This window comes from Rhodococcus sp. IEGM 1306, from assembly GCF_036541985.1.
In the GTDB taxonomy this organism is placed as follows: Bacteria; Actinomycetota; Actinomycetes; order Mycobacteriales; family Mycobacteriaceae; genus Rhodococcus_F; species Rhodococcus_F qingshengii.
The window spans coordinates 954,117-978,483 of record NZ_JAZHFF010000001.1; the positions used below are offsets into that span (position 1 = coordinate 954,117).

25 protein-coding genes are annotated in these 24,367 nt (G+C 62.0%); 13 read left to right on the forward strand and 12 right to left on the reverse strand.

What is annotated here, in order from left to right; translation table 11 throughout:
• Positions 1-120 precede the first annotated feature (120 nt).
• From V3587_RS04735 to V3587_RS04760, 6 genes are all read left to right on the forward strand, one after another.
• A complete protein-coding gene (locus V3587_RS04735) occupies positions 121-891 on the forward strand; it encodes a M23 family metallopeptidase (RefSeq protein WP_003946431.1) in 771 nt (256 codons plus the stop codon).
• Positions 892-1,017: 126 nt separating this feature from the next.
• Positions 1,018-2,523 carry a glutamate-cysteine ligase family protein gene (locus tag V3587_RS04740; RefSeq protein WP_050654664.1) on the forward strand — a complete coding sequence of 502 codons (1,506 nt, stop codon included), beginning with the start codon at positions 1,018-1,020 and terminating at the stop codon, positions 2,521-2,523.
• A gap of 141 nt (positions 2,524-2,664) precedes the next feature.
• Positions 2,665-3,558 carry a universal stress protein gene (locus tag V3587_RS04745; RefSeq protein ID WP_007727672.1) on the forward strand — a complete coding sequence of 298 codons (894 nt, stop codon included), beginning with the start codon at positions 2,665-2,667 and terminating at the stop codon, positions 3,556-3,558.
• 176 nt (positions 3,559-3,734) lie between these two features.
• On the forward strand, positions 3,735-4,775 hold the full coding sequence (locus V3587_RS04750; RefSeq protein WP_007727670.1) for an LLM class F420-dependent oxidoreductase: 1,041 nt from the start codon (positions 3,735-3,737) through the stop codon (positions 4,773-4,775).
• Positions 4,776-5,133: 358 nt separating this feature from the next.
• On the forward strand, positions 5,134-6,027 hold the full coding sequence (locus tag V3587_RS04755) for a universal stress protein (RefSeq protein WP_003946389.1): 894 nt from the start codon (positions 5,134-5,136) through the stop codon (positions 6,025-6,027).
• Between the two features lie 76 nt (positions 6,028-6,103).
• Entirely contained in the window at positions 6,104-6,742 is a 639-nt protein-coding gene (locus V3587_RS04760) for a response regulator (RefSeq protein ID WP_003946380.1), read from the forward strand.
• A gap of 3 nt (positions 6,743-6,745) precedes the next feature.
• On the opposite strand, the gene V3587_RS04765 is transcribed toward V3587_RS04760, so the two are convergent.
• The 5 genes from V3587_RS04765 to V3587_RS04785 all read right to left on the reverse strand — a co-directional run bounded on the left by V3587_RS04765 (position 6,746) and on the right by V3587_RS04785 (position 10,891).
• A complete protein-coding gene (locus V3587_RS04765; RefSeq protein ID WP_042921348.1) occupies positions 6,746-8,437 on the reverse strand; it encodes a sensor histidine kinase in 1,692 nt (563 codons plus the stop codon).
• 27 nt (positions 8,438-8,464) lie between these two features.
• Positions 8,465-9,160, reverse strand: coding sequence for a hypothetical protein (locus tag V3587_RS04770; RefSeq protein ID WP_065351258.1), 696 nt, complete (start codon positions 9,158-9,160; stop codon positions 8,465-8,467).
• A gap of 19 nt (positions 9,161-9,179) precedes the next feature.
• Positions 9,180-9,512, reverse strand: coding sequence for a cupin domain-containing protein (locus tag V3587_RS04775; RefSeq protein ID WP_003946336.1), 333 nt, complete (start codon positions 9,510-9,512; stop codon positions 9,180-9,182).
• An 84-nt stretch (positions 9,513-9,596) separates the two neighbouring features.
• Positions 9,597-10,088: a dihydrofolate reductase gene (locus tag V3587_RS04780; protein WP_065351257.1), complete on the reverse strand. Its 492-nt coding sequence runs from the start codon at positions 10,086-10,088 to the stop codon at positions 9,597-9,599.
• 2 nt (positions 10,089-10,090) lie between these two features.
• A complete protein-coding gene (locus V3587_RS04785) occupies positions 10,091-10,891 on the reverse strand; it encodes a thymidylate synthase (protein ID WP_003946427.1) in 801 nt (266 codons plus the stop codon).
• A 33-nt stretch (positions 10,892-10,924) separates the two neighbouring features.
• On the opposite strand from V3587_RS04785, the gene cobF reads away from it, so the two are divergent.
• From cobF to V3587_RS04805, 4 genes are all read left to right on the forward strand, one after another.
• A complete protein-coding gene (gene cobF, locus V3587_RS04790; protein ID WP_042921340.1) occupies positions 10,925-11,665 on the forward strand; it encodes a precorrin-6A synthase (deacetylating) in 741 nt (246 codons plus the stop codon).
• Positions 11,666-11,741: 76 nt separating this feature from the next.
• The gene (locus V3587_RS04795) at positions 11,742-12,908 is read left to right on the forward strand and encodes a GGDEF domain-containing protein (RefSeq protein WP_223304416.1); all 1,167 of its coding nucleotides are present in this window, start codon (positions 11,742-11,744) and stop codon (positions 12,906-12,908) included.
• 43 nt (positions 12,909-12,951) lie between these two features.
• The gene (locus V3587_RS04800; RefSeq protein ID WP_283376173.1) at positions 12,952-14,127 is read left to right on the forward strand and encodes a GGDEF domain-containing protein; all 1,176 of its coding nucleotides are present in this window, start codon (positions 12,952-12,954) and stop codon (positions 14,125-14,127) included.
• A gap of 40 nt (positions 14,128-14,167) precedes the next feature.
• Positions 14,168-15,034 carry an Fpg/Nei family DNA glycosylase gene (locus V3587_RS04805; protein WP_007727653.1) on the forward strand — a complete coding sequence of 289 codons (867 nt, stop codon included), beginning with the start codon at positions 14,168-14,170 and terminating at the stop codon, positions 15,032-15,034.
• On the opposite strand, the gene V3587_RS04810 is transcribed toward V3587_RS04805, so the two are convergent.
• Positions 15,027-15,902, reverse strand: coding sequence for a LysR family transcriptional regulator (locus V3587_RS04810; protein ID WP_007727651.1), 876 nt, complete (start codon positions 15,900-15,902; stop codon positions 15,027-15,029). The genes V3587_RS04805 and V3587_RS04810 overlap by 8 nt on opposite strands.
• 72 nt (positions 15,903-15,974) lie before the next feature.
• Here V3587_RS04810 and V3587_RS04815 point away from each other — a divergent pair, with 72 nt between their 5' ends.
• Complete coding sequence (locus V3587_RS04815; protein WP_042921334.1) at positions 15,975-17,207, forward strand: MFS transporter; 1,233 nt, start codon at positions 15,975-15,977, stop codon at positions 17,205-17,207.
• A gap of 30 nt (positions 17,208-17,237) precedes the next feature.
• Here V3587_RS04815 and V3587_RS04820 read toward each other — a convergent pair whose 3' ends face one another.
• The 6 genes from V3587_RS04820 to V3587_RS04845 all read right to left on the reverse strand — a co-directional run bounded on the left by V3587_RS04820 (position 17,238) and on the right by V3587_RS04845 (position 23,185).
• Positions 17,238-18,017: a DUF427 domain-containing protein gene (locus V3587_RS04820; protein ID WP_050655572.1), complete on the reverse strand. Its 780-nt coding sequence runs from the start codon at positions 18,015-18,017 to the stop codon at positions 17,238-17,240.
• 57 nt (positions 18,018-18,074) lie between these two features.
• Positions 18,075-18,551 carry a nitroreductase/quinone reductase family protein gene (locus tag V3587_RS04825; RefSeq protein ID WP_003946395.1) on the reverse strand — a complete coding sequence of 159 codons (477 nt, stop codon included), beginning with the start codon at positions 18,549-18,551 and terminating at the stop codon, positions 18,075-18,077.
• A gap of 199 nt (positions 18,552-18,750) precedes the next feature.
• Entirely contained in the window at positions 18,751-20,544 is a 1,794-nt protein-coding gene (locus V3587_RS04830; protein ID WP_283376174.1) for a DEAD/DEAH box helicase family protein, read from the reverse strand.
• Positions 20,544-21,404: an SDR family oxidoreductase gene (locus tag V3587_RS04835; protein WP_283376175.1), complete on the reverse strand. Its 861-nt coding sequence runs from the start codon at positions 21,402-21,404 to the stop codon at positions 20,544-20,546. The genes V3587_RS04830 and V3587_RS04835 overlap by 1 nt, the downstream gene beginning before the upstream one ends.
• A gap of 59 nt (positions 21,405-21,463) precedes the next feature.
• Positions 21,464-22,366 carry a dihydrodipicolinate synthase family protein gene (locus V3587_RS04840; protein ID WP_007727643.1) on the reverse strand — a complete coding sequence of 301 codons (903 nt, stop codon included), beginning with the start codon at positions 22,364-22,366 and terminating at the stop codon, positions 21,464-21,466.
• 33 nt (positions 22,367-22,399) lie between these two features.
• Positions 22,400-23,185 carry an aldolase gene (locus V3587_RS04845; RefSeq protein ID WP_007727641.1) on the reverse strand — a complete coding sequence of 262 codons (786 nt, stop codon included), beginning with the start codon at positions 23,183-23,185 and terminating at the stop codon, positions 22,400-22,402.
• A gap of 166 nt (positions 23,186-23,351) precedes the next feature.
• Between V3587_RS04845 and V3587_RS04850 the strand changes: the two genes are divergently transcribed.
• Together V3587_RS04850 and V3587_RS04855 are read left to right on the forward strand one after the other, a co-directional pair.
• The gene (locus V3587_RS04850) at positions 23,352-23,942 is read left to right on the forward strand and encodes a helix-turn-helix domain-containing protein (RefSeq protein WP_003946400.1); all 591 of its coding nucleotides are present in this window, start codon (positions 23,352-23,354) and stop codon (positions 23,940-23,942) included.
• Positions 23,939-24,364, forward strand: coding sequence for a hypothetical protein (locus tag V3587_RS04855; protein WP_003946354.1), 426 nt, complete (start codon positions 23,939-23,941; stop codon positions 24,362-24,364). The genes V3587_RS04850 and V3587_RS04855 overlap by 4 nt, the downstream gene beginning before the upstream one ends.
• Positions 24,365-24,367 lie beyond the last annotated feature (3 nt).

Sequence of the window (24,367 nt, forward strand, 5' to 3'; positions counted from 1 at the left end):
TTGGTCAAGATCGGGTAACGGTGGCGGCCGCCTTGATCAAACTGTTACATTCTTCGGCAGACAGAGGAGCGGGCTTCATCAGAAGGACGCTGCACGCCGACGACTGACGGAGTACACACTGTGGGAAACCACCACCGCACGGGCAATGACGATGTTGTCTTCGAGATCGATCCCGAGGCAGCAAGCGGCCGCCACCGCACCCCGTCGGCTGGCCCTGGTGCCGGTGTCAAGGCAGGTGTCGTAGCTGCGGCTACCGGTGCGCTCCTCGTCGGTGCAGGCCAGATGGGTGCAGGAACCGCTGCTGCGGCGCCGGCAACACAGACCATCGCCGGCATCGAAATCCCGCAGGGTCTGCTTCCCGAGGGCGTTGTCGTTCCGGCTGAATTGGCGGCACTTCCGGCTCTCGACATCCCCGAGCTTCCCGATTTTGCTGCCGACCTCAACACGCAGGCACAGCAGTTCCTCGCTGGGATCAACCCCGGCACCTCAGCTCGTACCGTGCAGCCGGTGTCCGGAACGCTGACCTCCACCTTCGGTTCGCGCTGGGGAGCACACCACGGTGGCCTCGACATCGCGGCTCCGATCGGTACGCCGATTCTGGCTGCAGCCGACGGCCAGGTCATCGACGCCGGCCCGGCGTCAGGTTTCGGCCTCTGGGTCCGCGTCCAGCACGACGACGGCACGGTCACCACGTACGGCCACGTCAACGACTACCAGGTCAACGTCGGCCAGCGCGTCAACGCCGGCCAGCAGATCGCCACCGTGGGTAACCGTGGCCAGTCCACCGGCCCGCACCTGCACTTCGAGGTTGCCGAGAACGGCGCAAAGGTCGATCCCGCAGCGTGGCTGCAGGCTCGCGGCGTAGCTGTCACCTGGGTCGACAACTCGTAGAAGAAACTTTCGGAGAACTGCGGTGGCGTCGGGAAATTCTTCCTGGTGCCACCGCAGTTCTCGTTTGTCGGTGACACCGGACGGATAGCCTTCAGTGACGTTGATCGTCGAAGGGGGGAATGCGCAATGGGTGCAGAGGTCACGGCGCGAGAATTCACCAGAGCCGACCGTAGGCTCTTTCGTAAGAAGGTGCGCTCGTGCGTCGACGCCATGAAGCAGATGCTCGACGGTGGTGACTTCCGAGACGCCGTCGACAAGCCCGCTCCGCTGTTGGGCATGGAGATCGAGTTCAACCTCGTGACCGGCGACATGACGCCCGCGATGTCCAACCGTGAAGTGCTCGAATCCATCGACGACTCTGCGGTTTTCCAAACCGAGCTCGGACAGTTCAACGTCGAGATGAACGTCGAGCCCGGCCCACTCACCGGTGATGCGACTTTCGAATTGGAGAAGAAACTGCGGGCGTCCCTCGACGTCGCAGACGCGCGAATCCACGCGCACGACGCCGAGATGGTGATGATCGGGATGCTGCCGACCCTGCAGCTCGAGCATCTCGATCGTGAGTGGATCACCGCCAACCCGCGCTACGAATTGCTCAACGAGCAAATTTTTGCCGCGCGAGGAGAGGACATCGAACTCGACGTCGAAGGTGTCGCGCTACCCGGCGGCGACGTGGAAATCCTTCGGGCCGACACCAATTCGGTGGTGCCGGAGGCGGCATGTACGTCCATGCAGTTGCACCTGCGCGTCGCGCCGGAAGAATTCGCAGCGCACTGGAATGCCGCGCAGTGTCTGGCCGGAGTACAGGTGGCGCTTGCGGCCAATTCTCCTTTCCTGGCAGGGAAGGCGCTTTGGCACGAATCACGCATTCCGATCTTCGAACAGGCAACGGACACCCGAACTTTCGAGCTCAAGAACCAAGGTGTGCGACCGCGAGTGTGGTTCGGTGAGCGGTGGATCCATTCGGTTCTCGACCTGTTCGAGGAGAATTCACGGTACTTCCCGGCGCTGCTCCCTGATGTCTCGGACACCGATCCGCTGGAAGTGCTCGCGGCGGGCGGGGTTCCGGAGTTGAGCGAGCTTCAGATGCACAACGGCACGGTCTATCGCTGGAATCGGCCCGTCTACGACTGCTCGGATGGCAAGCCGCACTTGCGTATCGAGAATCGGGTGCTGCCGGCCGGGCCGACCGTCGTCGACATCATGGCCAATGCGGCCTTCTACTACGGAACCGTTCGCGCATTGGTGAATGCGGAACGGCCACTGTGGTCGCACATGTCGTTCCATGCGGCAGAAGAGAACCTGCACATCGGCGCCAAGTACGGACTCGACGCCACCCTGTACTGGCCGGAGATCGGTTGGGTCGGTGCCGACGAGTTGGTCCTGCGAAGGCTGCTGCCGTTGGCGGACGAGGGTTTGGCCGACTTCGGATTGTCCGCCGCGGCCCGCGATCGGTACCTCGGCGTGATCGAAGGGCGGTGCATGAATCGGCAGACCGGTGCCGCCTGGCAACGCGAGCAAGTGGCGCACGCGGAGGCCTCGGGCGCGGACCGCTCGACTGCGCTCACCGGAATGCTCCGCGGTTACGTGGAGAACATGCGGACGGGAGATCCTGTTCACACCTGGTCCTGATTGCTCTGCTAATTCTCCTATCCGTCAACAGTTTCGGGGACCTAAGTCCCCGAAATGAAGAGGGGGCGACCCCAAAAAAGCCGGACAAGTGGGATGGTTAGAGTGAAAGTGGCTCGGTTACTTCTTCAGGAAGGTGGGCACATGAGTTCACGCGAACATAACAGTGTTGTTGTCGGAGTCGAGGGTTCGGACACTGCGTCCACAGCGCTCCGCGAGGCCGCGAAAATCGCCGCCCAGCGCGAATTGCGACTCGACATCATCCACGCTCTCGACTTCGCGCCTTACGGTTTCGGCGGACCGTACGTCGACGCGGGTGGGGTGTACGAATGGGTCGAAGAGGCCGGAAAAGCGATCTTGGCGGAGGCGGAACAGTTCGCCCGTGAGATCGATCCGAAACTCGAAGTTCACACCGAAATCGCCATCGGCAGCGCAACTCAGTGGCTGATCGAGAGTTCGGCACAAGCCAGGCGGGTAGTCGTCGGAGCGTCGGCGTCAGGCAAGGCGGCGACAGCAGTCCTCGGCAATACCGCGGTCGGTGTGGCCAGTCACGGCAAGTGTCCGGTCATCGTCGTCCGAGACCGCGATGGTGCGGTGCCCTCGGAAGGACCCGTAGTGGTCGGCGTCGACGGCAGCGCATTGAGCGCCCAGGCCGTCGGTGCGGCTTTCGAGGAAGCGTCGTTCCGCGGAGTCGAGTTGGTGGCGTTGCACGTGTGGAGTGACCTCGGCAGTGCGGCATTCGAAGACCCGAGGGCCGCTGCGCTTGCCCCGCAGTCTCTCGAAGAGGAAGAGCACGCGGTACTCAGCGAGAGCTTGGCCGGATGGTCCGAGCAATACCCGGACGTGAAGGTCCGGCGCGAGGTATACCTCGACAACCCACGCGGACGGCTGTTGGACTGGTCGGCAAAAGCGCAGCTCGTCGTAGTCGGAAGCCGTGGTCGCGGTGGATTCCGCGGCATGTTGCTCGGCTCGACCAGCAACACCCTGATCGCTTCGGCCAAGTGCCCCGTCATGGTGGTTCGCCCCGAAGAATCCTGACCCTCGACAGGCTCTCCCACTACCCCGTTCATTTCGGTCATCGAATATGAACGGGGTAGTCACATGAATGCGGACTCAGGTTCCGTAGTGTTCGATGTGAGTAAGTGTTCGATGGGAGTACCACTGCTCGTGTGCGCGTCGCACACGGCAGCAATCGTCAGGATTGGGGTTACAACGTGCGTATCGGTATGGGTTTGAACTACAGCGGCGGGTTCGCCGAAACCGTCGAAGAGGTCGGTGACCTGGAGAAGGCGGGCCTCGACATCGCCTTCGTCCCGGAGGCGTATTCCTTCGACGCCGTCAGCCAGCTCGGTTACCTGGCGGCCAAGACGTCGACCATCGAACTCGCTTCGGGAATCTTTCAGATCTACACCCGTACGCCCTCGTTGACCGCCATGACGGCGGCGGGCCTGGACTTCGTCTCCAACGGTCGCTTCGTGATGGGACTGGGCGCTTCCGGACCGCAGGTGATCGAGGGGTTCCACGGCGTCAAGTACGACGCTCCGCTGGGACGCACACGTGAGGTCGTCGAGATCTGCCGTCAGGTATGGCGCCGCGAGAAGGTCGAGTACCAGGGCAAGTACTACCAGGTTCCCCTCCCCGCCGAGAAGGGCACCGGACTCGGAAAGCCGCTCAAGCTGATCAATCATCCTGTGCGTGAGCGCATCCCGATCCTGATCGCTTCGCTCGGACCCAAGAACGTCGAGCTGACGGCGGAAATCGCCGAAGGCTGGGAACCTATCTTCTTCCATCCGGAGAAGGCAGCAAGCGTGTGGGGTGAGCCGATCGCCAAGGGCAAGGCCAAGCGCGATCCGAGCCTCGGTGAGCTTCAGGTGTACGCGTCGCCGGCACTGGCCATCGGTGACGACGTCGACCACATGCTCGACTGGGTACGCCCGAGCCTTGCGCTCTACATCGGTGGCATGGGCGCCAAGGGCAAGAACTTCTACAACGATCTCGCGGTGCGCTACGGCTACGAAGAGGCCGCCGAGAAGATCCAGGATCTCTACCTCGCGGGCAAGAAGGACGAAGCCGCAGCAGCAGTGCCGGACGAACTGGTTCGCGCAGTGTCGTTGATCGGTCCCGAGAGCTACGTCAAGGAACGCGTCGCAGCCTTCGCCGAAGCCGGTGTCACGACGCTCAACGTCACGCCGTTGGCGGCCGACCGCAACGGCCGAGTGCAGCTGATCGAGAAGTTCCGCAAGATTTGTGACTGACCCTGCTGTGCGCCTTTATTAACCGCCGGCGGTTAACAAAGGCGCACAGCAGAGCAGGTGGTTCGGGATCTCCTGCGTACGAAACCCGATTTTGGGCGCTTGTTGACAGGACTTTTTTCACTTCTGACCGGTCGGGTTCTTCACCTAACGTGGATCGAGTAGCCAGGGTTTGCGTGCGAATCCGGCACCGGTGGCCTCGTTGACGCCCGAAAGGGATGTTGGCGGGGCCGTTGCCGCAGTCCACCCGAACACCCAATGTCCGATTCGGGACTCGCGTCGGCTGATGAATCCTTTTTGCCGTCATTGGGCAATAGTGTGAGGGCGAAGAGATTCTGTGGTCGATTGTGGAGGGACGAACATGAGTGCAACCAAACCCGTCGTCGTAGCGGTAGACGGTTCGGAATCGGCGTCGTCGGCTGTCGTCTGGGCGGCGAGGACCGCGGTGGCGCTCGGTCGACCGCTCCACATCGCGACGGTGGTGCACATCCCAGCCTTCTACTACTCCGAGCCTTACCTCGCCGAGAGCTTCAAGGACGAACTGCGGCGCACTGCCACCGCTCGTCTGGACAGCGCACAGATTCTCGCGCGGCAAAGCATCGACGACGACCTCGAGATCGTCACCGAACTACTCGACGGCAGCGTCTCCGATCGCCTGATCGAATTGTCCAAGGGCGCGTACATCATTGCGCTCGGCCCTCGCGGGCACGGCGAATTCACCGGATTGGTCGTCGGTTCTGCGACGGTCTCGGTTGTCTCGCACGGCGAATCTCCGGTTGCAGTTGTCCGAGGACGGACGCTCGACGGTCGACCGCCGACCGAGGGCCCCGTCGTCGTCGGTGTCGATGGATCCGAAAGCAGCATCGAGGCAGTCGAGCACGCTTTCGAGCAGGCCTCCGCGCGGGGCGCCACCTTGATCGCCGTCAACGTGTGGAGCGACGTGAGTGTGCAGCCCTCGTTGGGCGCCACCCCCGACGACCCACTGTGGAGCAGCATCCAGACGGGTGAGGAAGTTGTCCTCGCGGAGCAATTGGCCGGATTCACCGAGCGTTACCCGGACGTCGTCGTCGAAAGAGTCGTCGCGCGTGACCGTCCGGTCCGAGTCCTGAGCGAATATGCGGAGACGGCGCAGTTGATAGTCGTCGGCAGTCGCGGGCGCGGCGGATTCGCAGGAATGCTCCTCGGATCGACCAGTCGAGCGCTCCTGCACACCGCGGATTGCCCGGTTCTCATCGTCCGGCACGTCAACAAGTGAAGAGAATGCATTCCATGAGTTCTGAGTCCACCGTCTCCGGTACCGTTCGACGTGAGATGTCTTTTGGAGGGGTTCGATGACAACGCGGATATTCCTGGTGGACGATCACGAGATCGTCAGACGCGGATTGTTCGACCTACTCGGTGGGGTCGAGGACTTCGTGGTGGTGGGCGAGGCGGCGTCCGTGGGGGAAGCGCTGGCCGCGGTACCGCAGAGCAACGCCGACGTCGCTGTTCTGGACGTACGCCTGCCTGACGGCAACGGCGTCGAACTGTGCCGAGAACTCCGCTCGATGCTTCCCGACCTCCGCTGCCTGATGCTCACGTCGTACGCCGACGACGAGGCGTTGCTCGACGCGATCATGGCGGGCGCCTCGGGATTCGTCCTCAAGCAGATTCTCGGAACCGATCTGGTCGCTGCAGTCCGCACAGTCGGGCGCGGCGGTTCACTGCTCGACAGTCGTGCAACCGAGGCGCTGATGCAGCGGATCCGCAGCGACCGTACAGCTGATCCGTTGGCCGAACTTTCCGATCAGGAGCGAGCAGTCTTCGACCTCATCGGAGAGGGGCTCACCAACCGGGAGATCGGCGCGCGATTGTTCCTCGCGGAGAAGACGGTCAAGAACTACGTGACGCGTCTGCTCTCGAAGCTGGGCATGCAGCGTCGTACTCAGGCTGCGGTGCTGGCGACCGAAATCCGTAGCGGCAGTCGCTAGGATCTAACGACCGGATTTCGGTCGATTCGAGTTGGTGCGACCGAGCGGTACTCGCCAGAGCAGGCGTGCACCGCTCGGATCGTGATTGACGATCGTGCACGTACCGCCGCAATGTTCGGCGCGGCGCTCCAGATTGTGCAGTCCGCTCTTGTGGAAGTCGGAGGGGAGTCCGACGCCGTCGTCCTCGATCGTGATCGCAAATTCGACGTCCGCGGTGACAGCGATGGTGATGTGGCGTGCGTGTGCATGCCGAAGGACGTTGCTCAACCCCTCACGCAGCACGGCTTCGGCGTGCTGGTGGATCCCGGGATTCACCAGAGTGTCGATGGCGCCGGAGAATTGGACGCTCGGGGTCACCGCGGACTGTGCGGTGGCGTCGCCGATGACATCGAGGAGGCGCCGGCGCAGGCTCGACGAATCGGTGGCTGTGGGAGTCTGCAGATCGAAGATGGTTGTCCGGATCTCGCGGACTGTCTTGTCGAGCTGTTCGAGAGATCGTTTGACAATCGCGCGCGCCGACTCCGGGAGGGTCTCGTCCGGAAGCGTGCTCTGCAGGCTCATTCCGCTCGCGAACAGTCGCTGGATGACGTTGTCGTGCAGGTCTCGTGCGATGCGGTCGCGGTCGGCGAGAACGGACAACAGGCGTTGCGCCTTTTGTTTCTCGTCGAACTCGATTGCAACGGAGCCGAGTTCGGCCATCGACTCGATCCGGGTCAGTTCGTCGTGATCCCAGTGCGTGTTGGTGGAATTCGACGCCACGATGACCGCGCCGACTACACCCGAGGCGACGCACATCGGTGCCACGACCGCACTCCCGGCCGACGGCACCAGTTCGGTGAGTGCGCCTAAAGTGGTGAGTACCTGTAGCTTTCGAGTGCTCCGCACCACGTCGAACGGATAAGTGGTCGCCGGGATTCTGACTCCACGTGACGTGGTCCGGGCGCTGGCCGCGGCGTGAACCTGTGCGTAGCCGTTCTCGCAGATCACCACGATCACGTCGTCGACGCCGGTCAGGTCCCGAACGCGACTGGCAAGAAGTTGCAGGCCGTCCTCGAGCGAGTCACCGGCCAGCAACCGCGAGCGGATGGCAGATGTTGCGGTGAGCCATCTTTCACGAGTTCGTGACTGCTCGAACAGTCGGGCGTTTTCCACAGCGATACCGGCTGCGATGGCGAGGGCTTCGAGAATGACCTCGTCTTCCTGGGTGAACTCGGCCTGTCCCCGTTTCTCGGTCAGGTAGATGCTTCCGAACACCTTTCCCCGCATCATGATCGGCGCTCCGAGGAAGCTCTCCATCGGTGGATGATTTGCGGGGAATCCCACCGATTCGGGATGGTCGCCGAGATGGGCCACACGCAAAGTCTGCGGGTGATTCATCAGAACACCCAGCACGCCATGACCTTCGGGGAAATGTCCCATGGTCGCGCGTTGGGACCCGGAGATTCCCTCGTACACGAATTCCGAGAGCCCGCCCCCCGGCGCCGCGACCCCCAGGGCGCCGTAGCGGCAATCCAGAACCGTTGTCGCAGAGGTGATGATCCGTTGAAGCGTCAGGTCGAGGTCCAGGCCGGAGCCGACCACCAGGACCGCCTCGAGCAGGCGGTGGAGTGTCGGTATGTCGGCATTGGAATCGCCCAGGCGGTCGAGCAACTCGCCGAACGTACGTGCCGGACTGTGACCCGAAGCTTCGACCATGGTCGAAGCATATCGCCTCACCGAACGTCAGCTCTCCTGGCGGCGACCTTCCCACCACGACGACCAGTGATGCTTGATCTCGTCGAACTCGTCATCGCTCAGGTCGTAGGTGGTCAGCAGGATGGACATGCCTCCGTCGGGCCGCTGCGCCGTCACCGACTGGGTGGCGACAGACAGCAGGCCAGGGCCGAGATCCTCGACTGTCAACCCGAATTGGTGGTCGGTGACGTAGTCGACTACGCCTTCGAAATAGTCGCCGGGAGCGATTGTCACCGCGTACCGACTTCCCGCTTCCAATTCGATTTCGGTGAACCCGAGGACGCTTGCCACGTTCTCACCGGGGAGCAGAAGGCCGTCGAGATAAATGGTTTTACGCTCGGCCAGTCCGTGGTGCTCCACTGCGAATCTGAGCAGCTGGAGGAATGTCGTCCAGCCCTCGGTGATGTCGTCGTACCAGTCGTCGTCGGCAGATTTGGCCGGCCGATCGATGCGGACGACCGTCTTGCCGTCCTGTTCGCGAAGTGAGAAACGGTCGCCGTTTCCGAGTTTCAGCGTCAACGCTTCGGGGTCGGCCTCAGCGGTGGAGTAGATCTGGGTGATTTCGTCGTCGAGTCCGTCGTACTCCCAGCCGAACCAACGTCGAATCAGCGACGGGTCGCGCAGCGCGGGCCAGAGTACGGACGGGGCTGCGACGACGGACACTTCGATCACGGTTTCGCTCACGCGGAAGACGCTACCGATTTCAGCCCTTCATGGCGACGGTCAGTAGAAATGCAACGTCTTCGAGCGCTTCGACGCTGTGCCGGTCGGCCGGGACGGTCAGGAAATCACCCGTGGATCCTTTCCACTGGTCGCTCCCACACACAAGATTCAGCTTCCCGCTCAGGACCAACAATGTGGCTTCGCCCGGACTGTCGTGTTCGGCGAGGCTCTTGCCGGCGCTCAGCGCGATCACCGTCTGTCGCAGGCTGCGCTGGTGGCCACCGTAGACGGTTTGTGAACTGCGACCGCTGGTCGCCGAGCCCGCCAGTTTCAACTGTTGGCGAGCGAGAGCGGTCAGTGACTTCTTGTCCATCGAAGACCTCTCGGAAGCGGTGAATGTCCTTCTTGGAGTATGACCGACTCACTCGCGAGGTGCCTCGTTATCGGCGGAAGTCGGTCAGCGCGTGTACTCCAACCAGCGGAAGCGCAGGCCGCTCTTCTCCGAGGTCTGCCAGGGCTCGTCGGATTTCAGGTTCCATTCGGGGCCGATCTCGGGAGCAAAAGCATCACCGGCGACGTCGAGGTCGATCTCGGTCACCAGTAGATGCGTTGCGAATGGCAGTGCAGCCGAATAAATTTGCCCGCCACCGACGACGAAGACGTCACCGTCCGGCAACGCCAGGGCGTCGTCCAGCCTGTGGACTACCTCGGCGCCTTCGGCGTGCCATTGCGGATCGCGTGTGACGACGATGTTCCGACGCCCGCTGAACGGACGGAACTTCGATGGAATGGAGTCCCAGGTGCGCCGCCCCATGATTACCGGATGGCCCATGGTGACGCGTTTGAAGTAAGCCATGTCCTCGGACACGCGCCACGGGATCGAGTTGTCGGCGCCGATGACGCCGCCGTGGGCCTGCGCCCAGATGAGGGTGACTGTGCGATCGGTCATCGTCAGACCGCTACCGGGGCTTTGATCGCGGGGTGGTGCTGATAGTCGACGATCTCCACGTCCTCGAAGGTGTAGTCGAAGATGGAGTCGCGCTTGTTCAGCTTCAGGGTCGGCAACGGCAGCGGTTCGCGGCCGAGCTGCTCGGTCACCTGGTCGACGTGATTGTCGTAGATGTGGCAGTCGCCGCCGGTCCAGACGAACTCGCCGACGTCGAGTCCGGCCTGCTGGGCCATCATGTGGGTGAGCAGCGCGTAGCTGGCGATGTTGAACGGAACGCCGAGGAACATGTCGGCGCTGCGCTGGTACAGCTGGCAGGAGAGCTTGCCGTCGGCGACGTAGAACTGGAAGAAAGCGTGGCACGGCGCCAGGGCCATCTGCGGAATGTCGGCGACGTTCCACGCCGAAACGATGATCCGCCGCGAATCGGGGTTGGAGCGCAGAGTCTCGACGGTCTGCGTGATCTGGTCGATGTGCTCGCCCGAAGGGGTGGGCCAGCTACGCCACTGGACGCCGTAGACGGGGCCGAGTTCACCGTTCTCGTCGGCCCACTCGTCCCAGATGGAGACGCCGTGCTCGTGCAGCCACGCCACGTTGGAGTCGCCGCGCAGGAACCACAGGAGTTCGTTGACTATCGACTTGAGGTGGACCTTCTTGGTGGTGACGAGCGGAAAGCCGTCGGCAAGATCGAAACGCATCTGGTGACCGAAGATGCTGCGGGTGCCGGTTCCGGTTCGATCGGATTTGGCGGTACCCGTCTCCATGACGAGCCGGAGGAGGTCTTCGTAAGCAGTGGAGACAGTCACGGGAATCAGTCTACGGCAATATAGCCTCGGCACATGCGCGAACTCTTGGTGATCGGTATCGGTGCTGGTGATCCCGACCAGGTGACGGTTCAGGCGATCAAGGCCATGAACAGGGCCGATACCTTCTTCATCATCGGAAAGGGTGACGAGAAGCAGGCCCTGGTCGACTTGCGCACCGGCATTCTCGACGAGCACGTTCACCTCGACTACAAGGTGGTCGAGATCACGGACCCGCCGCGGGACCGAACCCCGACCGACTACGAGGGCGTCGTCGAGGACTGGCACGAGCGTCGGGCCGCGAAATTCGAAGCGGAATTCGCGGCCGAACCTGGCGTCGGCGCGATTCTCGTCTGGGGTGATCCCTCCCTCTACGACAGCACTCTGCGGATCGTCGAGCGCGTGCTCGCTCGCGGGAGAGTTTCGTTCGACTACTCCGTCATCCCGGGAATCACCAGCGTGCAGTCGCTGGCTGCACAACACCGGATCGTCCTGAACCGAATCGGCGAACCCATCCACATCACGACCGGCCGCAAACTGGCCGAGGGATTGCCCGACGGCGTGGACAATGCCGTCGTGATGCTCGACGCGCATTGCACCTTCACTCAGGTAAGCGAAAACGACGCCGAGATCTGGTGGGGCGCGTACCTCGGGACCCCGGACGAGGAGTTGATTTCCGGCAAACTGCGTGACGTCGAAGATCAGATCGTCGCTCGCCGGGCGGAGTTGCGTGAGAAGCACGGTTGGATCATGGATACGTACCTCGTTCGGCGCTGACAACCGACCCTGAATTTGCCGCCTCGATCCTGCACTCTTGATCCCGAACGACGGTCTGCGCACCTATGATCTGCGCATGACATCGTTCGGGCAGGACCGACTGCAGTCGATTCTGCCCGCGCCGCGTGGCCGTGAAAAATCAGCTGTGAAGTCGGCTTTCGACCTTCTGGTTCAGTGGTATCGGCGTCCTGATCAATTCGACAGTTTCAATCGATACCTCGCCACGAAGGGCCTGGAGCTAGCTGTCCGATTGCTGGTCATCGGCTCGCTGACGACGGTCATCATTGCGATGACTCTGCTGCGCTTCAGCGACGCTGGCGTGCACAACCACGTCACCAGCGTCGTCAACGCCGTTATCATCGCCGTCACGATTGCGGTGATCGTGCTCTTCTGCCTTCTGCCCGAAATCACGCGTCGGTGGTCGTACTTCTTTGTCGCCTACTGCGAGGTCGGCGTATTCGTCGGTGTGTTCTTGAACAACGACCCTTTCATCGGGTTGATCCAGTGTGTGCTCTTCGTACTGATCGGTGGTTACATCGCGTACTTTCACAACGCGAGACTCCAGGCGGTTCACATCGCGCTGTCCATCGTGGTTCTGGCAGTGGTCGGCCGAAAGGTTGCGGTCTACGCGGATCCTGCGTTGGCCACCGCACTGTGTCTGATCATCGCCACCGGGATCGTGGTCATCCCGTTCGCCTGCCAGTTCGTCCTCTCACTTCTCGGCTCCGACGCGGACAGTTCGGACGTGGATCCGTTGACAGGGCTTCTGAATCGGCGCGGGCTGCAGCGAGCTGTTGTCGAAATGGGGGCGACGGGGCATGCGTCGAGCAAGTCGTCGTATGTCGTCGCGATTGTCGATGTCGATTCGTTCAAGAGCGTCAACGACTCACAGGGGCACGAAGAAGGCGATCTCGTACTTCGCCAGATTGCTGATCGACTGCGGTGGTGCGGCGGCGAGAAGGCGCTCTTCGCCAGATTCGGTGGGGACGAGTTCGTGTTGGTAGACACGATAGACGTCGGCGCAGCGCCTGCGTTCGAAGACAATCTGCGAAGGCACTTGCGAATCGACGATCGTGATCCGGTAGTGACCACCAGCGTCGGAGTCGCGATCACCTCTGCCGAATGGTCGTCGATTATTTCCGACGAGGAGTTGACGGAACTGTTTCGAGTAGCCGATGCCTCGATGTACCGCGCGAAGGCCGCCGGCGGCGATCAGGTTGTGATGTGGGACGGCAAACAGTGAAAATTGTCTGATTGCGGGGAGTTGACTGGATTACCCTGACACTATGGAATCTGCCGAGAGTGTTGAGCGTTCGGACGCCGTGGCGTCTCGACGACCGCTCTCGGGTCCCGCGTTCCGGCTGATCTCTTCTCAACTTGTCGATTGGTATCGGCGTCCGGACCAATTCGACACCTTCAATCGCTATCTCGCGGACAAAGGGTTGACCGTCGCCTCGCGGTTTCTCGTCGTCTGCTCGTTGGTACTGGTCACCGTGATCATGTTCCTCACTCGCTTCAGTCCACAGGGCCCGACCACTGCGCACGCGCGCTCCGCGAACGCAGTCATCATGGTCATAACCGTGATGATGGCCGTCGCCCTCTCGACGAGGCGAAATCTCTCCCGTTCCTGGTCTTACGCCTTTGTGCTCTACTCGGAAGTGGGAATAGCGGCCGCAATGCTGCTGTACTCCAATCCACTTGCAGCACTGGCACACGCCGTGATGTTCTCGGTGATCGGCGGATACATCGCGTTCTTCCACAATGCTCGAATACAGAGCCTTCACATGTTGTGGGTACTCGTCGTGGTCATCGGCATCGTGACACGTACGGCGGTGGTCGAAAACGATGTGGATGCTCCGGTTCTGGTCGCGTTGGTAGTACTGGTCGGCGCGGCAATCTACGTGATTCCCTTTGCCTGTCAGTTCATTTTCTCCATCCTCGGCACCGACGCGTTGAACTCGCAATTGGACCCACTGACCGGACTGCTCAACAGGAGGGGACTGGCCGACGAAGTGCGACTGTTGCTGGAGCGGTCGTACACGCACTCGGCGCTCTTGGTAGTCGCCGCCGTCGACATCAATCGATTCAAGGCCATCAACGACGAGTACGGACATACCGTCGGTGACGCCGTGATCGAAAAAGTCGGATCGAGACTGGTCGAATGCGCCGGCCCGGCGGCCTTGATCGCACGGATAGGCGGCGACGAGTTCGTCATCGTCGATTCGGTCGATCAACGCTCGTTCCATCGACTCGAACATGAGCTACTCCGTTCGACGATCACCTCGCCCGATCATCCCGAGGTGGCGATGAGCGTCGGAATCGCGAAGATCGCAGGGCCTTTCGAATCAGCGGATGATGCGCTGGTCACCTACCCGACTCTGCTGCGGCGAGCGGATCGGGCGATGTACTCCGCGAAGGCACGCGGTGGGCATTCGGTGGTGCTGCAGACGGAAACGGACTGAGCGCGCTGTGAGTGTCCGTGGTCGGCGTTAGTCTGTTGCCATGCCTGAACTACCCGAGGTGGAAGCGCTGGCAGGGTTCCTTCGTCAGCACGCGGTCGGCGCAGTGGTGGGACGCGTCGACATCGCTGCATTGAGTGTGCTCAAGACCTTCGATCCGCCGATCACCGCTCTGCAGGGGCGTGACGTCACGGGCGCCGCCCGCTTCGGGAAGCATCTGGCTCTGGATTGCGACGGGTTGTGGTTGGTCACGCATCTCTCCCGTGCCGGCTGGATGCGCTGGCTGGACAATCCATCGGCGACGCCGCCGAAGCCGGGGAAGGGGCCGTTGGCGCTGCGCGTTCATTTCTTCACACCCGAAGGGTTGACGCCGGCATTCGATCTCACCGAAGCCGGCACCAAGAAACGCCTCGCCGTCTGGGTCGTGAACGATCCGCAGGAGGTTCCGGGCATCGCCCGGTTGGGGCCGGACGCGATGGCCGTGACCGAAGCCGAGTTCGCACAGATTCTGGGCGGAACGTCGGCGCGGATCAAGAACTCGATAGTCGAGCAGTCGTTGATCGCCGGTATCGGGAACGCCTACTCGGACGAGATCCTCCACACCGCGAAACTCTCGCCTTTCGCGACCTCGTCGCGGCTGACGCCGGATCAGATTTCGACGTTGTATGCCGTGATGCGATCTACGCTGGCCGACGCGATCGAGCGTTCGGAAGGTCAGGACGCGGCCCGGCTCAAAGGTGAGAAACGCTCGGGGATGCGAGTGCATGCTCGTACCGGACTTCCGTGCCCGGTGTGCGGTGACGTCGTACGCGAAGTGTCGTTCGCGGAGCGCTCTTTTCAATACTGCGCGACGTGCCAGACCGGCGGTAAACCGTTGGCGGACAGGCGAATGTCGAAACTGCTCAAGTAGCGAACTGCGCTGCGAGTAGTTCGACGAACTCGCGGGCGAGCGCCGACGAATGGGTGGGTTCGGTGATTGCGTGGACGATCCGATGCGGCGCATCGGTGATCGGAATACAGACCAATTCGGGGTGCAGGGCGCTCATGGACTGGGGGAGCAAACCTACGCCCAGGCCGTTGGCGGTCAGTGAACAGATCAGGTCTACCGAGTTGGCTTCAAGTGTTTTTCCCCGAGGGACCTGTGATTCGGCGAAGGCTTGGTCGGTTTGGACACGGGCCTCGCTGCCGGAGGCGAAGTCCACGAGAGTGTGATCGCGTAGGTCTTCGAGCCTGATCGACGAAGCCTGGGCGAAGGGATGGTCAGGAGCAACGAACGCTGCGGTGGGTTCACTCCACAGCGGTGCGGCGGCAAAGCTCTTGGGTAGGCGACCTGCGGCCAATCCGACAATGCCGACGTCGATTGCACCGGACCGGACTCCCTCGATAACTACTTCACTGCCGTACGGTCGCGCGGTGATGTTGATTGCAGGGTGGCGCCGTGTCAGATCTGCCAGCGCGCGTCCGACGTCGACGCGCCCCGCCGAGGTGATGGTGCCGACCGTCAACCGCACTTGCTCGTTGCTCCGTGCCGAGACATCACTGACGAGTCTCGACACGGCGCCGAGTACCTCGCGGGAGCGGGCGACAAAAACCTCGCCTGCAGCAGTCAGGCCGACGTTTCGGCTGTTCCGGTTGAACAATTCGACTCCCAGTTCCTTTTCGAGGTCTCTGATCTGGGCACTCAAGGCGGACTGGGAAACGTGCAACCGCGACGCTGCTCGGCTGAAGTGTCTGTCTTCCGCGACTGCCAGGGCGTAGCGGATGTGACGTAGTTCCATTGCACCAATCTATCGTTTCTGGAGATAGATCATGCATATCTATCTATTGGACGCGCTTCGGTGTAGGCGGTCATGCTTGACGACATGATTTCAAGCGACGCGCGTCCGAGGCTCGGACTACCGATAGTGCTGCTGATGGCTGCGGCGACGGGCCTGTGCGCGGGCGGTAACTATTTCAACCAGCCACTCCTCGATTCCATCGCAGATCACCTGAATGTGTCGGCCTCCGCAGCGGCCGCGACGGTGACCATCGCGCAGGTCGCGTATGCACTCGGATTGATACTTCTGGTTCCGGTGGGCGACATGGTGGACCGACGCAAGCTGACGGTAGGGCTCATGCTGCTGGCGGCGACCGGTCAAGCGGTCAGCGGATTTGCGCCCAACTTTGCCACGCTGGCAGTGGGAATCGCTGTCGCTGGAGTCTTTTCGGTCGCCGCCCAGGTGCTCATTCCGTTTGCCGCCTCACTGGCCGAACCTGAGAGGTCCGGTCAGGTGGTCGGCACGATCATGAGCGGACTGCTGATCGGAATCCTGCTGGCGCGCAGCGTTGCCGGCGTCCTCTCCGGACTGGGAGGTTGGTCGACGGTATACAAGGTTGCGGCGGTGCTGATGGTGGTGATGGCCGTGGCATTGTGGCGATCTCTGCCTTCCGATTCCGCAGATCGCCCGAAGGCAAGCTACCGCGCAACGCTCGCTTCGGTAGGGAAGTTGGCTGCGACCTTGCCGCGCCTGAGAACCCGATCGGCCATGGGCGGACTGGCTTTTGCTGCTGTCAGCACCGTCTTCACGACGATGGCCTTTCTTCTGTCCGGCGAATTCGGCTACAGCGACACTCAAATCGGCTTGGTCGGACTACTCGGTGTGGCGGGAGCTTTGATGGCGACGGTGGCGGGCAGACTGGCCGATCGGGGATTGGGTCAGCTGGCGACCGGCGGCGCCATCGCGATTCTCTTGGTGTCGTGGCTTCCCTTTGTCGCCGGTGCCACCCACGTGGTGTGGTTTCTCGTTGCCATCGTCCTTGCCGACCTCGCGCTGCAGGGAGTGCACGTCAGCAACCAGAACGTGATCTACGCCCTTGTCCCCGAAGCGCGTTCGCGTGTGAATTCCGTGTACATGACCACCTACTTCGTCGGTGCTGCCGTGGGCTCGGCGGTGGGGTCAGTGGTGTGGAAGTCGTACGGCTGGAACGGAGTATGCATCGCCGGGTTGGTCTTCTCCGTTGCAACGGCGATGGTGTGGGTGCATGATCGCCGACTGGAGACGGCTGAACTGCGAATCCCGGAATCCCCTGTTGCAGTGGGGTAGGCACCCACACCTTCTCGGCTCCAGCACCTTTCAGATTTCGGCACCGTCCACCAGGATCTTGCCGACGCGTTCGGGATAGAACGACACGTGGTCGTCGATCCCGGACGCTTCGGCGGTAGTGAACGGATAGAACCACGCCAGATCCTCGATCGGAGCGAGTTCGGTTGTGCCGGTGAACGACAGATACGACGCAGTGCCCTTGTAGGGGCAGGCCGTGGTGGTCGGGGACGGCGCAAAGTACTCGCTGTGAACGTCGATTCTCGGAATGTAGTACCGCGTGGGCAGTCCGGTTTCGAAGAGCAGTCTGGGTCGTCTCGTCTCGGCGACCAGTACGTCGCCGACAAAAACCCGGACGTGGCGGGACGAGGGGAGTGCGTCGATACGTACGTATGGATCGCGGGCGTGGACAAAGACCTGTTGATCCTCCTCGTACCAGGCGTCCATGCGATCCCAATAGAATGCGACGTACTCACTCAGATCCAGGGAACCGTCGAACTGTTCAGGGTAGGTCCAGACGGCGTCCTCGGCCCGGCGATCCCCGATCTCGATCGTCCAGTAGGTGGCGTCACCTTTCCATGGGCAATGGGTGGTCGTCGACGTCGGGACGAGGAATTCGGTACGAACGTCCGCGAGGGGGATGTAGTACATCGGCAGGCGGCCGCGTTCGAAAAGGTATACCGAACGAGTGGTGTCTGCGACGGCGTGACCAGCGAAGAAGGCTCGAATTCGGCGGGGGTTCGGCTCCAGTGCGATCCGCCCGTTGGAAGCTGTGATCTGTGTGTCTTCTGCGTGAGTCAGTGCTGTGGACATTCGCGAATGCTCCTGAGATCGGCAGGGTGGTCCTTCCCATCCTGCGCCCGGCAGCAGTTATTTGACAGGTTGGAGTCGAAATACGCGGATCTGGCGCCCGAATGCTCGATCGGCGTAGGTTTCGTACGGCGGCCACGTGGTGGTCGCGAGCTCCCACAGCTTCTTACGCGTGGCGCCCTCCGCCAGACTCGCACCGACCGGTATTTCGACGCCCTTCACTGTCACGATTGCGGTGGGGTTTGCCATCAAATTGAGTGTCCATGCTGGATGCGTATCCTGCCCCCAGTTCGAACCGACGACGACAAACGCATCGCCGTCGGGTGCGTACAGGAGTGGCGTGGTTCGAGAACGGCCGGTCTTACGGCCCGTCGTGGTGAGCAGTAGCTGAGTCACGGTGTTCTCTCCGACCAGCGAGAGCTTGCCTCCCGACACTCTCTGCACTGCTCGATCGAGCGGAACCAGATCCTTGCCGAGATCCGAGAACCATTGTGTATGGCCGACATTGCGCATCAATGACCGGTAGATATTGCGCATCGGACCCCTCGCATTCTCGGCACTGTTTCGAGGCTGGTGCACCTCGACTCGAAAGAGTCTGCCACGTCTGGTCACAGATACCTGAGTCCCAAGGTCCCGAAAGGAATGAAGCGGTCAGCCGAATTCGGTTTTGGTGGAGTAGAATTGGGGCATACCGCCGAAACCGTTCGTTTGTGCGCGTTGGACGGTCGTTGGAAGATCAACCCTCCGAGGTCAAGACATCAGGCTCTAGCCACTCGACGCCGAGCAGTTCGGACAGCGACCGCAGACCGGATCGATCACCACCTTTCAGACCTGTGACCGAATTGAGATTGCGCAACATGACCGTGGCGACGTCCTCTTCCTTGGTGCCCACGCCGAAGGGTATGACCCACGGGCACGTCTGGTAGTCGCGATGCGACCGACCGAACGTCTGTTCTGCCGCGATCCCTGAGTATCGCGGTTGATGAAAGATTCCCGTCCGTGGCAACGGGGACGCGTGAGTGCCGTCCGGGAGTGCTTCGTTGGCATGGAGCGAGATCGAGGTCGTGACATTGAAGACGATGACCGGTGCGTCCCCGCGTTGAAACCGCAGACGTTGACCCTCCTTGTCCGGCACCGCGCCGAACAGTTTTGCCACCGAGATCCCGGCGTCTTCGATCATCTCGACCAGTGGATCACCTGCCGTGGAGACGAATTCGACGGCCACCAACACCTGCTTGCCTCCCTTGACCTGCGCCTGCGCCCACTGGGCCGTCGACTCGGCGCGGATCATGCCCGCTTTCTGTCGGTAGCGCAGAACCAGCGCACGGCCGCGCGCGATGTTGCGACTCTTGCGGGCCAATCCCATTTCGTAGGCGTACTCGGCCCACTCCGTCTCGTACTCGGCGCGCTGGGCATGGGTGAGGTCGATCGGCATACCGTCGAGCGGAACGGGTCCCCACGGAGTCGGTCGATGAATCATCAAGGGCGGTTTGCTGTTCGACATCCACCCACGCACGGTCTCGAGCGCGCGAGATTGCAGCGCAGGTGATTCCTTCGCCTCTGCGCTCCACGTCCACTTCCCGTAGGACTTGTCCAGCGGAAGGCCGGACTCGACCAGCCTGGCGCCCAGGTCGGACCAGTACTCCGAAGGTTCTGAATGCAGCTGCGCGAAAAGCGGTGCCAGGTAACGCTGATCGGCCGGCGTGTGTCCCGGTGTTGCTGTCACGGACAGGACGAACGGCGCTTGCTCGTGAGCATTCGAAAAGCGCGCGACCTTCTCGAATGCGGCCGTGCGCTGTGTGTCGTTGCTGTACAGCTGGGCCTCGTCGGCAATCACCACACCGAACGTGTACTTGGGGCGGCCGTTTCGCGCGATCAGCTTCTTCAATTGGTCAGGCGACATGATCAACCAGCGGAATCCACCGTCGCCCACCGAGGCGATGGAATAGCGCCAATGCGGAATGGTGATCTGTGCGGGTCGATCGACGAGGACGAGGATGTTGGTTTCGCCGCGCTCCTCGGCAATCGTCTTGGCAGACATCACTGCGATCAGCGTCTTACCCAGGCCTGCATTGTCTGCCAACAGAAATCCGCGTTTGCCGGCGCGAGCGGCATCGACGACGGCTGCAGCCCCCGAAACCTGCTCGGGCCGAGGAATTTTGGGTACAGCAACGGGACGTTCACCGGTGCTGTCATTGATGTCGTCCTCTACCCACTGCTGATAAGAGAAGGGGAGTGCCTTGAATGGAGCGAGTTCTACGGGCAACTCCGTACCGACCCACGCGTAGCTCTTCCATTTCTTGACGAATTGCGCACCAGGCGCCGGCGTCCGAAAGGGAACGTCGAGGAGCCAGACTCTCTCACCAGGGCCGGCAGTCGGCACATCCGGGATCGTCGCGCGTGAGCTCTTCTTTGCGACAGTCTTCTTCGGGGCGGTCTTTCTGGTCGTGTTCCTCTTGGGTGCAGCCTTCTTCGGTGCAGCCTTCTTTGCGGCAGTCTTGCGTGCCGTGGTTGCTTTGCGTGGTGGCATCAGGCGGTTTCTGCTGTGAGGAATTCACGCAGCGTGAGCGCAGGCCGGCCGACAAGGTCCTCCACGGTGCCCGTGATCAGCGCCAATTCACCCTGCGCGATTGCGGTGTACGTCGACACCCATGCGTCGAGTTCCCAAGCGGGTGCGTTGTACGACGCCCGCGATTCGTAAGCTTCCTCGAGCGTTTCCTCGACGTACGTGGTTCGCTTGCCGGTGACTTCGGTGATGATGCTCGCGGCCTCGGAGAGCGTCAGTGCCTCCCGTCCGGTCAGGTTGTACGTCTGTCCGACATGAGAATCCAGATCCTGCAGAACCGACACAGCGACGGCAGCAATGTCGGAGCGCGCTACCGCGCCGACGAGACCGTCCCCTGCGGGTCCGCGGATCACACCGTCTTCACCGGCGAGAGCGGGTAGGAAATCGAGGTAGAAGCTGTCGCGCAGGAAGGTGAATGCGAGCCCGGAAGCGCGGATATGTTCTTCGGTGACCCAGTGATCGCGAGCGAGCGTGAACGTCGCGTCCGGAGCAGCGCCGAGGAAAGACGTGTACACGATGTGCCTGACCCCGGCCTCCGCTGCGGCGTCGATGAAGGTGCGGTGCTGATCCAGACGATCTGCGCTTTCGGCCGCCGAGACCATGAAGAGGGTGTCGATTCCGGCCAGAGCCGCGAGAGCGCGCTTCTGATCCCCGTACGTGGTCTCGGCCGAATCGGCACCGGGGAGCTGCGGTAATCGGTTGACCGACCGTGCGATCAGCCGCTGCGGGACACCGGCGTCGCCCAACGACCGGGCCACCAGTCCGCCGATATGACCGGTCGCGCCGGTGACGGCGATCCTCGCAGACCGTGAATCTACGGACATGGTGCCCCTCCTTCGGTCGGTGTGCATCCCATCTTGCCGGAACCCACTCCCACGTCAGGTCACGACGCGACGATTACACCGCGAGCCACCGACAGAGCGTCGGACAAAGCTGTCCTGGTGTTGTCGTCGAGGGACAGCAGGGGCCGGCGGGGAAGGCCGGCGTCGATGCCGAGAGATTCCAACCCGGCTTTGACCGTCGACGGCAGTCCGCGACTGACGAGGACCTTCAGTAGCGGCTCGATCTGTTCGAACACAGCGGCGGCACCCGACCGATCACCGGATTCGAGTAGACGCCAGAAGTGCACCACCTGTTCGGGGGCCAGACACGGGGCTGCCGTGCACCATCCGCTTGCACCGGCAGAGAAAGATTGCAGTGCAAGAGGATTGCTGCCGTTGAAGAAGGGGATCGTGCCACCGCTCAGTTCGTTGATGCGGTTCATCCGGGTGATGTCGCCGGTGGATTCCTTGATCATCGTGACGCCGTCGACGGTGGAGACGAGATCGACGAGAAATTCCGGCGACATGTCGATCCCGGTGGTGGCCGGATTGTTGTAGATCATCGTGGGAATGTCGACGGAATCGGCCACCGCGGTGACGTGTTCACGAATCTCCTGCTCACCCAGATGCCAGTACGACGTGGGGAGGATCATCATTGCGTCGGCTCCGGCGTCTGCCGCGATCGATGCTCGGCGGAGTGCTCCCGCCGTCGTCAGATCCGACACTCCGACGACGGTGGGGACTCGGCGGTCGACGTAGTCGACAGTCTCCCGAGCGACCGTCTCCCACTCTGCATCGTCGAGATAGGCGCTCTCGCCGGTACTGCCGAGTGGGGCTATCGCGTCGACACCACTGCTGATCATGCTGTCGAGGAGCGTGTGTAGCGGCTTGGGGTCGAATGCTCCGGTGTCCCGGTCGAACGGGGTGATGGGATAGGCGACGATTCCCTTGATGGTGCTGCTCATGAGGCTCTCAGTTCTGTTGGTGGGAAACAAAAGTCAGTTGGTCAGTGTGTCGGGATGATTGCGGAGAGCGCGACGGGCGTAGTAGGCGAAGTTCGCCTCGCTGCGCCGAGGAGTCAGTGTCCAATCGTGTGCCTCCTTCGCCAGGCGAGGCGGTAGCGGCTTGATGTCTCCGGCAGCCATCGCCAGCAACTGCAGTCTGGCCGCTCGCTCGATCAGATGCCCGAGAGAGCATGCCTCTTCGACCGTGTTGCCGACGACGAGTTGGCCGTGGTGGGCGAGCAGAATTGCCCGCTTGTCGCCGAGTGCAGCCGAAATGATCTCGCCCTCCTCGTTTCCCACGGGAACCCCGGGCCAGTCGGCGAGAAATGCGCAGTCGTCGTAGAGCGGCGCGATGTCCATTTGGGAGACGACGAGGGGAATCTCGAGCATCGACAGCGCCGTCGCATGTAGCGGGTGTGTGTGGACGATGCAGTTGACGTCGGGTCGTGCGCGGTAGATCCAACTGTGGAACCTGTTGGCGGGGTTCGGCATGCCCTCCCCGTCGAGGACTTCGAGATCCTCGTTGACGAGCAGGAGGTTGTCCTCGGTGATCTCGTCGAACCCGAGGCCGAGTCGCTGTGTGACAAACGTTCCTGGCTGCCCACCGCGGGCGGAGATCTGTCCGGCAAGGCCGGAGTCGTGGCCGGCGTCCGACAGTGCCCGGCAGGTCAGTGCGATCTTCTGTCGAAGAGTCCAACTACCTGTCGTTACTTCGGTGAGCATCTTCGTCTCGGCGGTGGCCATGAGTTCCTGCTTGCTCGCACGCATCGTGTCGGTCATGGGGTGTGCCTTTCTCGGGACCCGGAAATCAATGACATTCAGTCACCTATAAGACACAAAGTGTCATATAGGACGGAAATGCGCAACCCTCGATTCCTGCATCGCTGATCGCCGCAGGTCAATGTATTGGTAGGGTGATGACACAAAGTCGCGTGAGGGGAACCGAATGGCAGCGTTTTTGCGAACACATCGGCGTCGCGCCGGTCTGACGCTCGAGGGCCTGGCCGAGCAGACCGGTCTGACGAAGAGCTATCTCTCCAAGGTCGAGCGGGGTATCAGTACCCCGTCGATCGCGGTGGCACTCAAGATTGCGCGTGTGCTCGACGCCGATGTGGGGCAACTGTTCTCGGACAGTATGGAGGGAAATGCCATGACGATCGTGCGCGCGAAGGACCGCGTGATCGACCCGGCCAACTCCGTGCAGTCTTCCGTCTACGATCCGATCGCGCCCTCACTGGTCGGAAAGGCCATGCAGCCGTTCGTGGTTCATCCGGCCTCGGTGATGGGTCCCAAGTTCATGGACCACACGGGAGAGGAGTTCGTGTTCGTGCATTCCGGATCCGTAGAATTCGAAATCCCCGGGCAGACGATGCACCTCGACGCCGGCGACAGCTTGTACTTCGACGCGAATACGCCGCACCGGATGCGGTCGGTGTCGGCGGATCGTGCGGTGGTGCTGGTTGTCGTCTACGACAAGCCTTCGGCTGGATCACCCAGCGGTGACTCGCTGGAAACGCACTGCGGGGTGGGCAGATGACGCTGGGGATCGACACGACACTGACGCTTCTCGCGGCCGGTTTGATCTTCCTTCTCTCCCTGTGCCTGGGAATCTGGAAATACCGACAGATGGCCACTTCGGACAATCACCTCGCCCATCCGTATGTCGACATCGCACACCGCGCTGCCCTGATGTACTCGTTTGCGACGCTGCTGATCGCGGTGTTCGTCGAACTCAGTGCGTGGCCGACGTGGATCAACCTGACCAGTGCCGCAGTGGTCGTGTTCTTCTTTCTCGCAGCGATATTCAGCTACATCGCTCACGGTGCGATGAAGGACACCGACAATCAGTTCGAGTCCGCCGGTCCGCCCCTGCACCTCGGGATGTTTCTGCTGATCCTCGGTGAGGTGGGCGGATTTGCCGTCCTACTCGCAGGTTTCGTGAAAGGTCAGTTCTTCTGATCG

Coding starts and splice junctions, on each gene's coding strand:
- V3587_RS04740 (WP_050654664.1), top strand. CDS start 1,018: ATGGGTGCAGAGGTCACGGCGCGAGAATTCACCAGAGCCGACCGTAGG.
- V3587_RS04745 (WP_007727672.1), top strand. CDS start 2,665: ATGAGTTCACGCGAACATAACAGTGTTGTTGTCGGAGTCGAGGGTTCG.
- V3587_RS04755 (WP_003946389.1), top strand. CDS start 5,134: ATGAGTGCAACCAAACCCGTCGTCGTAGCGGTAGACGGTTCGGAATCG.
- V3587_RS04760 (WP_003946380.1), top strand. CDS start 6,104: ATGACAACGCGGATATTCCTGGTGGACGATCACGAGATCGTCAGACGC.
- V3587_RS04765 (WP_042921348.1), bottom strand. CDS start 8,437: ATGGTCGAAGCTTCGGGTCACAGTCCGGCACGTACGTTCGGCGAGTTG.
- V3587_RS04775 (WP_003946336.1), bottom strand. CDS start 9,512: ATGGACAAGAAGTCACTGACCGCTCTCGCTCGCCAACAGTTGAAACTG.
- V3587_RS04780 (WP_065351257.1), bottom strand. CDS start 10,088: ATGACCGATCGCACAGTCACCCTCATCTGGGCGCAGGCCCACGGCGGC.
- cobF (WP_042921340.1), top strand. CDS start 10,925: ATGCGCGAACTCTTGGTGATCGGTATCGGTGCTGGTGATCCCGACCAG.
- V3587_RS04795 (WP_223304416.1), top strand. CDS start 11,742: ATGACATCGTTCGGGCAGGACCGACTGCAGTCGATTCTGCCCGCGCCG.
- V3587_RS04800 (WP_283376173.1), top strand. CDS start 12,952: ATGGAATCTGCCGAGAGTGTTGAGCGTTCGGACGCCGTGGCGTCTCGA.
- V3587_RS04805 (WP_007727653.1), top strand. CDS start 14,168: ATGCCTGAACTACCCGAGGTGGAAGCGCTGGCAGGGTTCCTTCGTCAG.
- V3587_RS04810 (WP_007727651.1), bottom strand. CDS start 15,902: ATGGAACTACGTCACATCCGCTACGCCCTGGCAGTCGCGGAAGACAGA.
- V3587_RS04815 (WP_042921334.1), top strand. CDS start 15,975: ATGCTTGACGACATGATTTCAAGCGACGCGCGTCCGAGGCTCGGACTA.
- V3587_RS04820 (WP_050655572.1), bottom strand. CDS start 18,017: ATGTCCACAGCACTGACTCACGCAGAAGACACACAGATCACAGCTTCC.
- V3587_RS04825 (WP_003946395.1), bottom strand. CDS start 18,551: ATGCGCAATATCTACCGGTCATTGATGCGCAATGTCGGCCATACACAA.
- V3587_RS04830 (WP_283376174.1), bottom strand. CDS start 20,544: ATGCCACCACGCAAAGCAACCACGGCACGCAAGACTGCCGCAAAGAAG.
- V3587_RS04835 (WP_283376175.1), bottom strand. CDS start 21,404: ATGTCCGTAGATTCACGGTCTGCGAGGATCGCCGTCACCGGCGCGACC.
- V3587_RS04840 (WP_007727643.1), bottom strand. CDS start 22,366: ATGAGCAGCACCATCAAGGGAATCGTCGCCTATCCCATCACCCCGTTC.
- V3587_RS04845 (WP_007727641.1), bottom strand. CDS start 23,185: ATGACCGACACGATGCGTGCGAGCAAGCAGGAACTCATGGCCACCGCC.
- V3587_RS04850 (WP_003946400.1), top strand. CDS start 23,352: ATGGCAGCGTTTTTGCGAACACATCGGCGTCGCGCCGGTCTGACGCTC.
- V3587_RS04855 (WP_003946354.1), top strand. CDS start 23,939: ATGACGCTGGGGATCGACACGACACTGACGCTTCTCGCGGCCGGTTTG.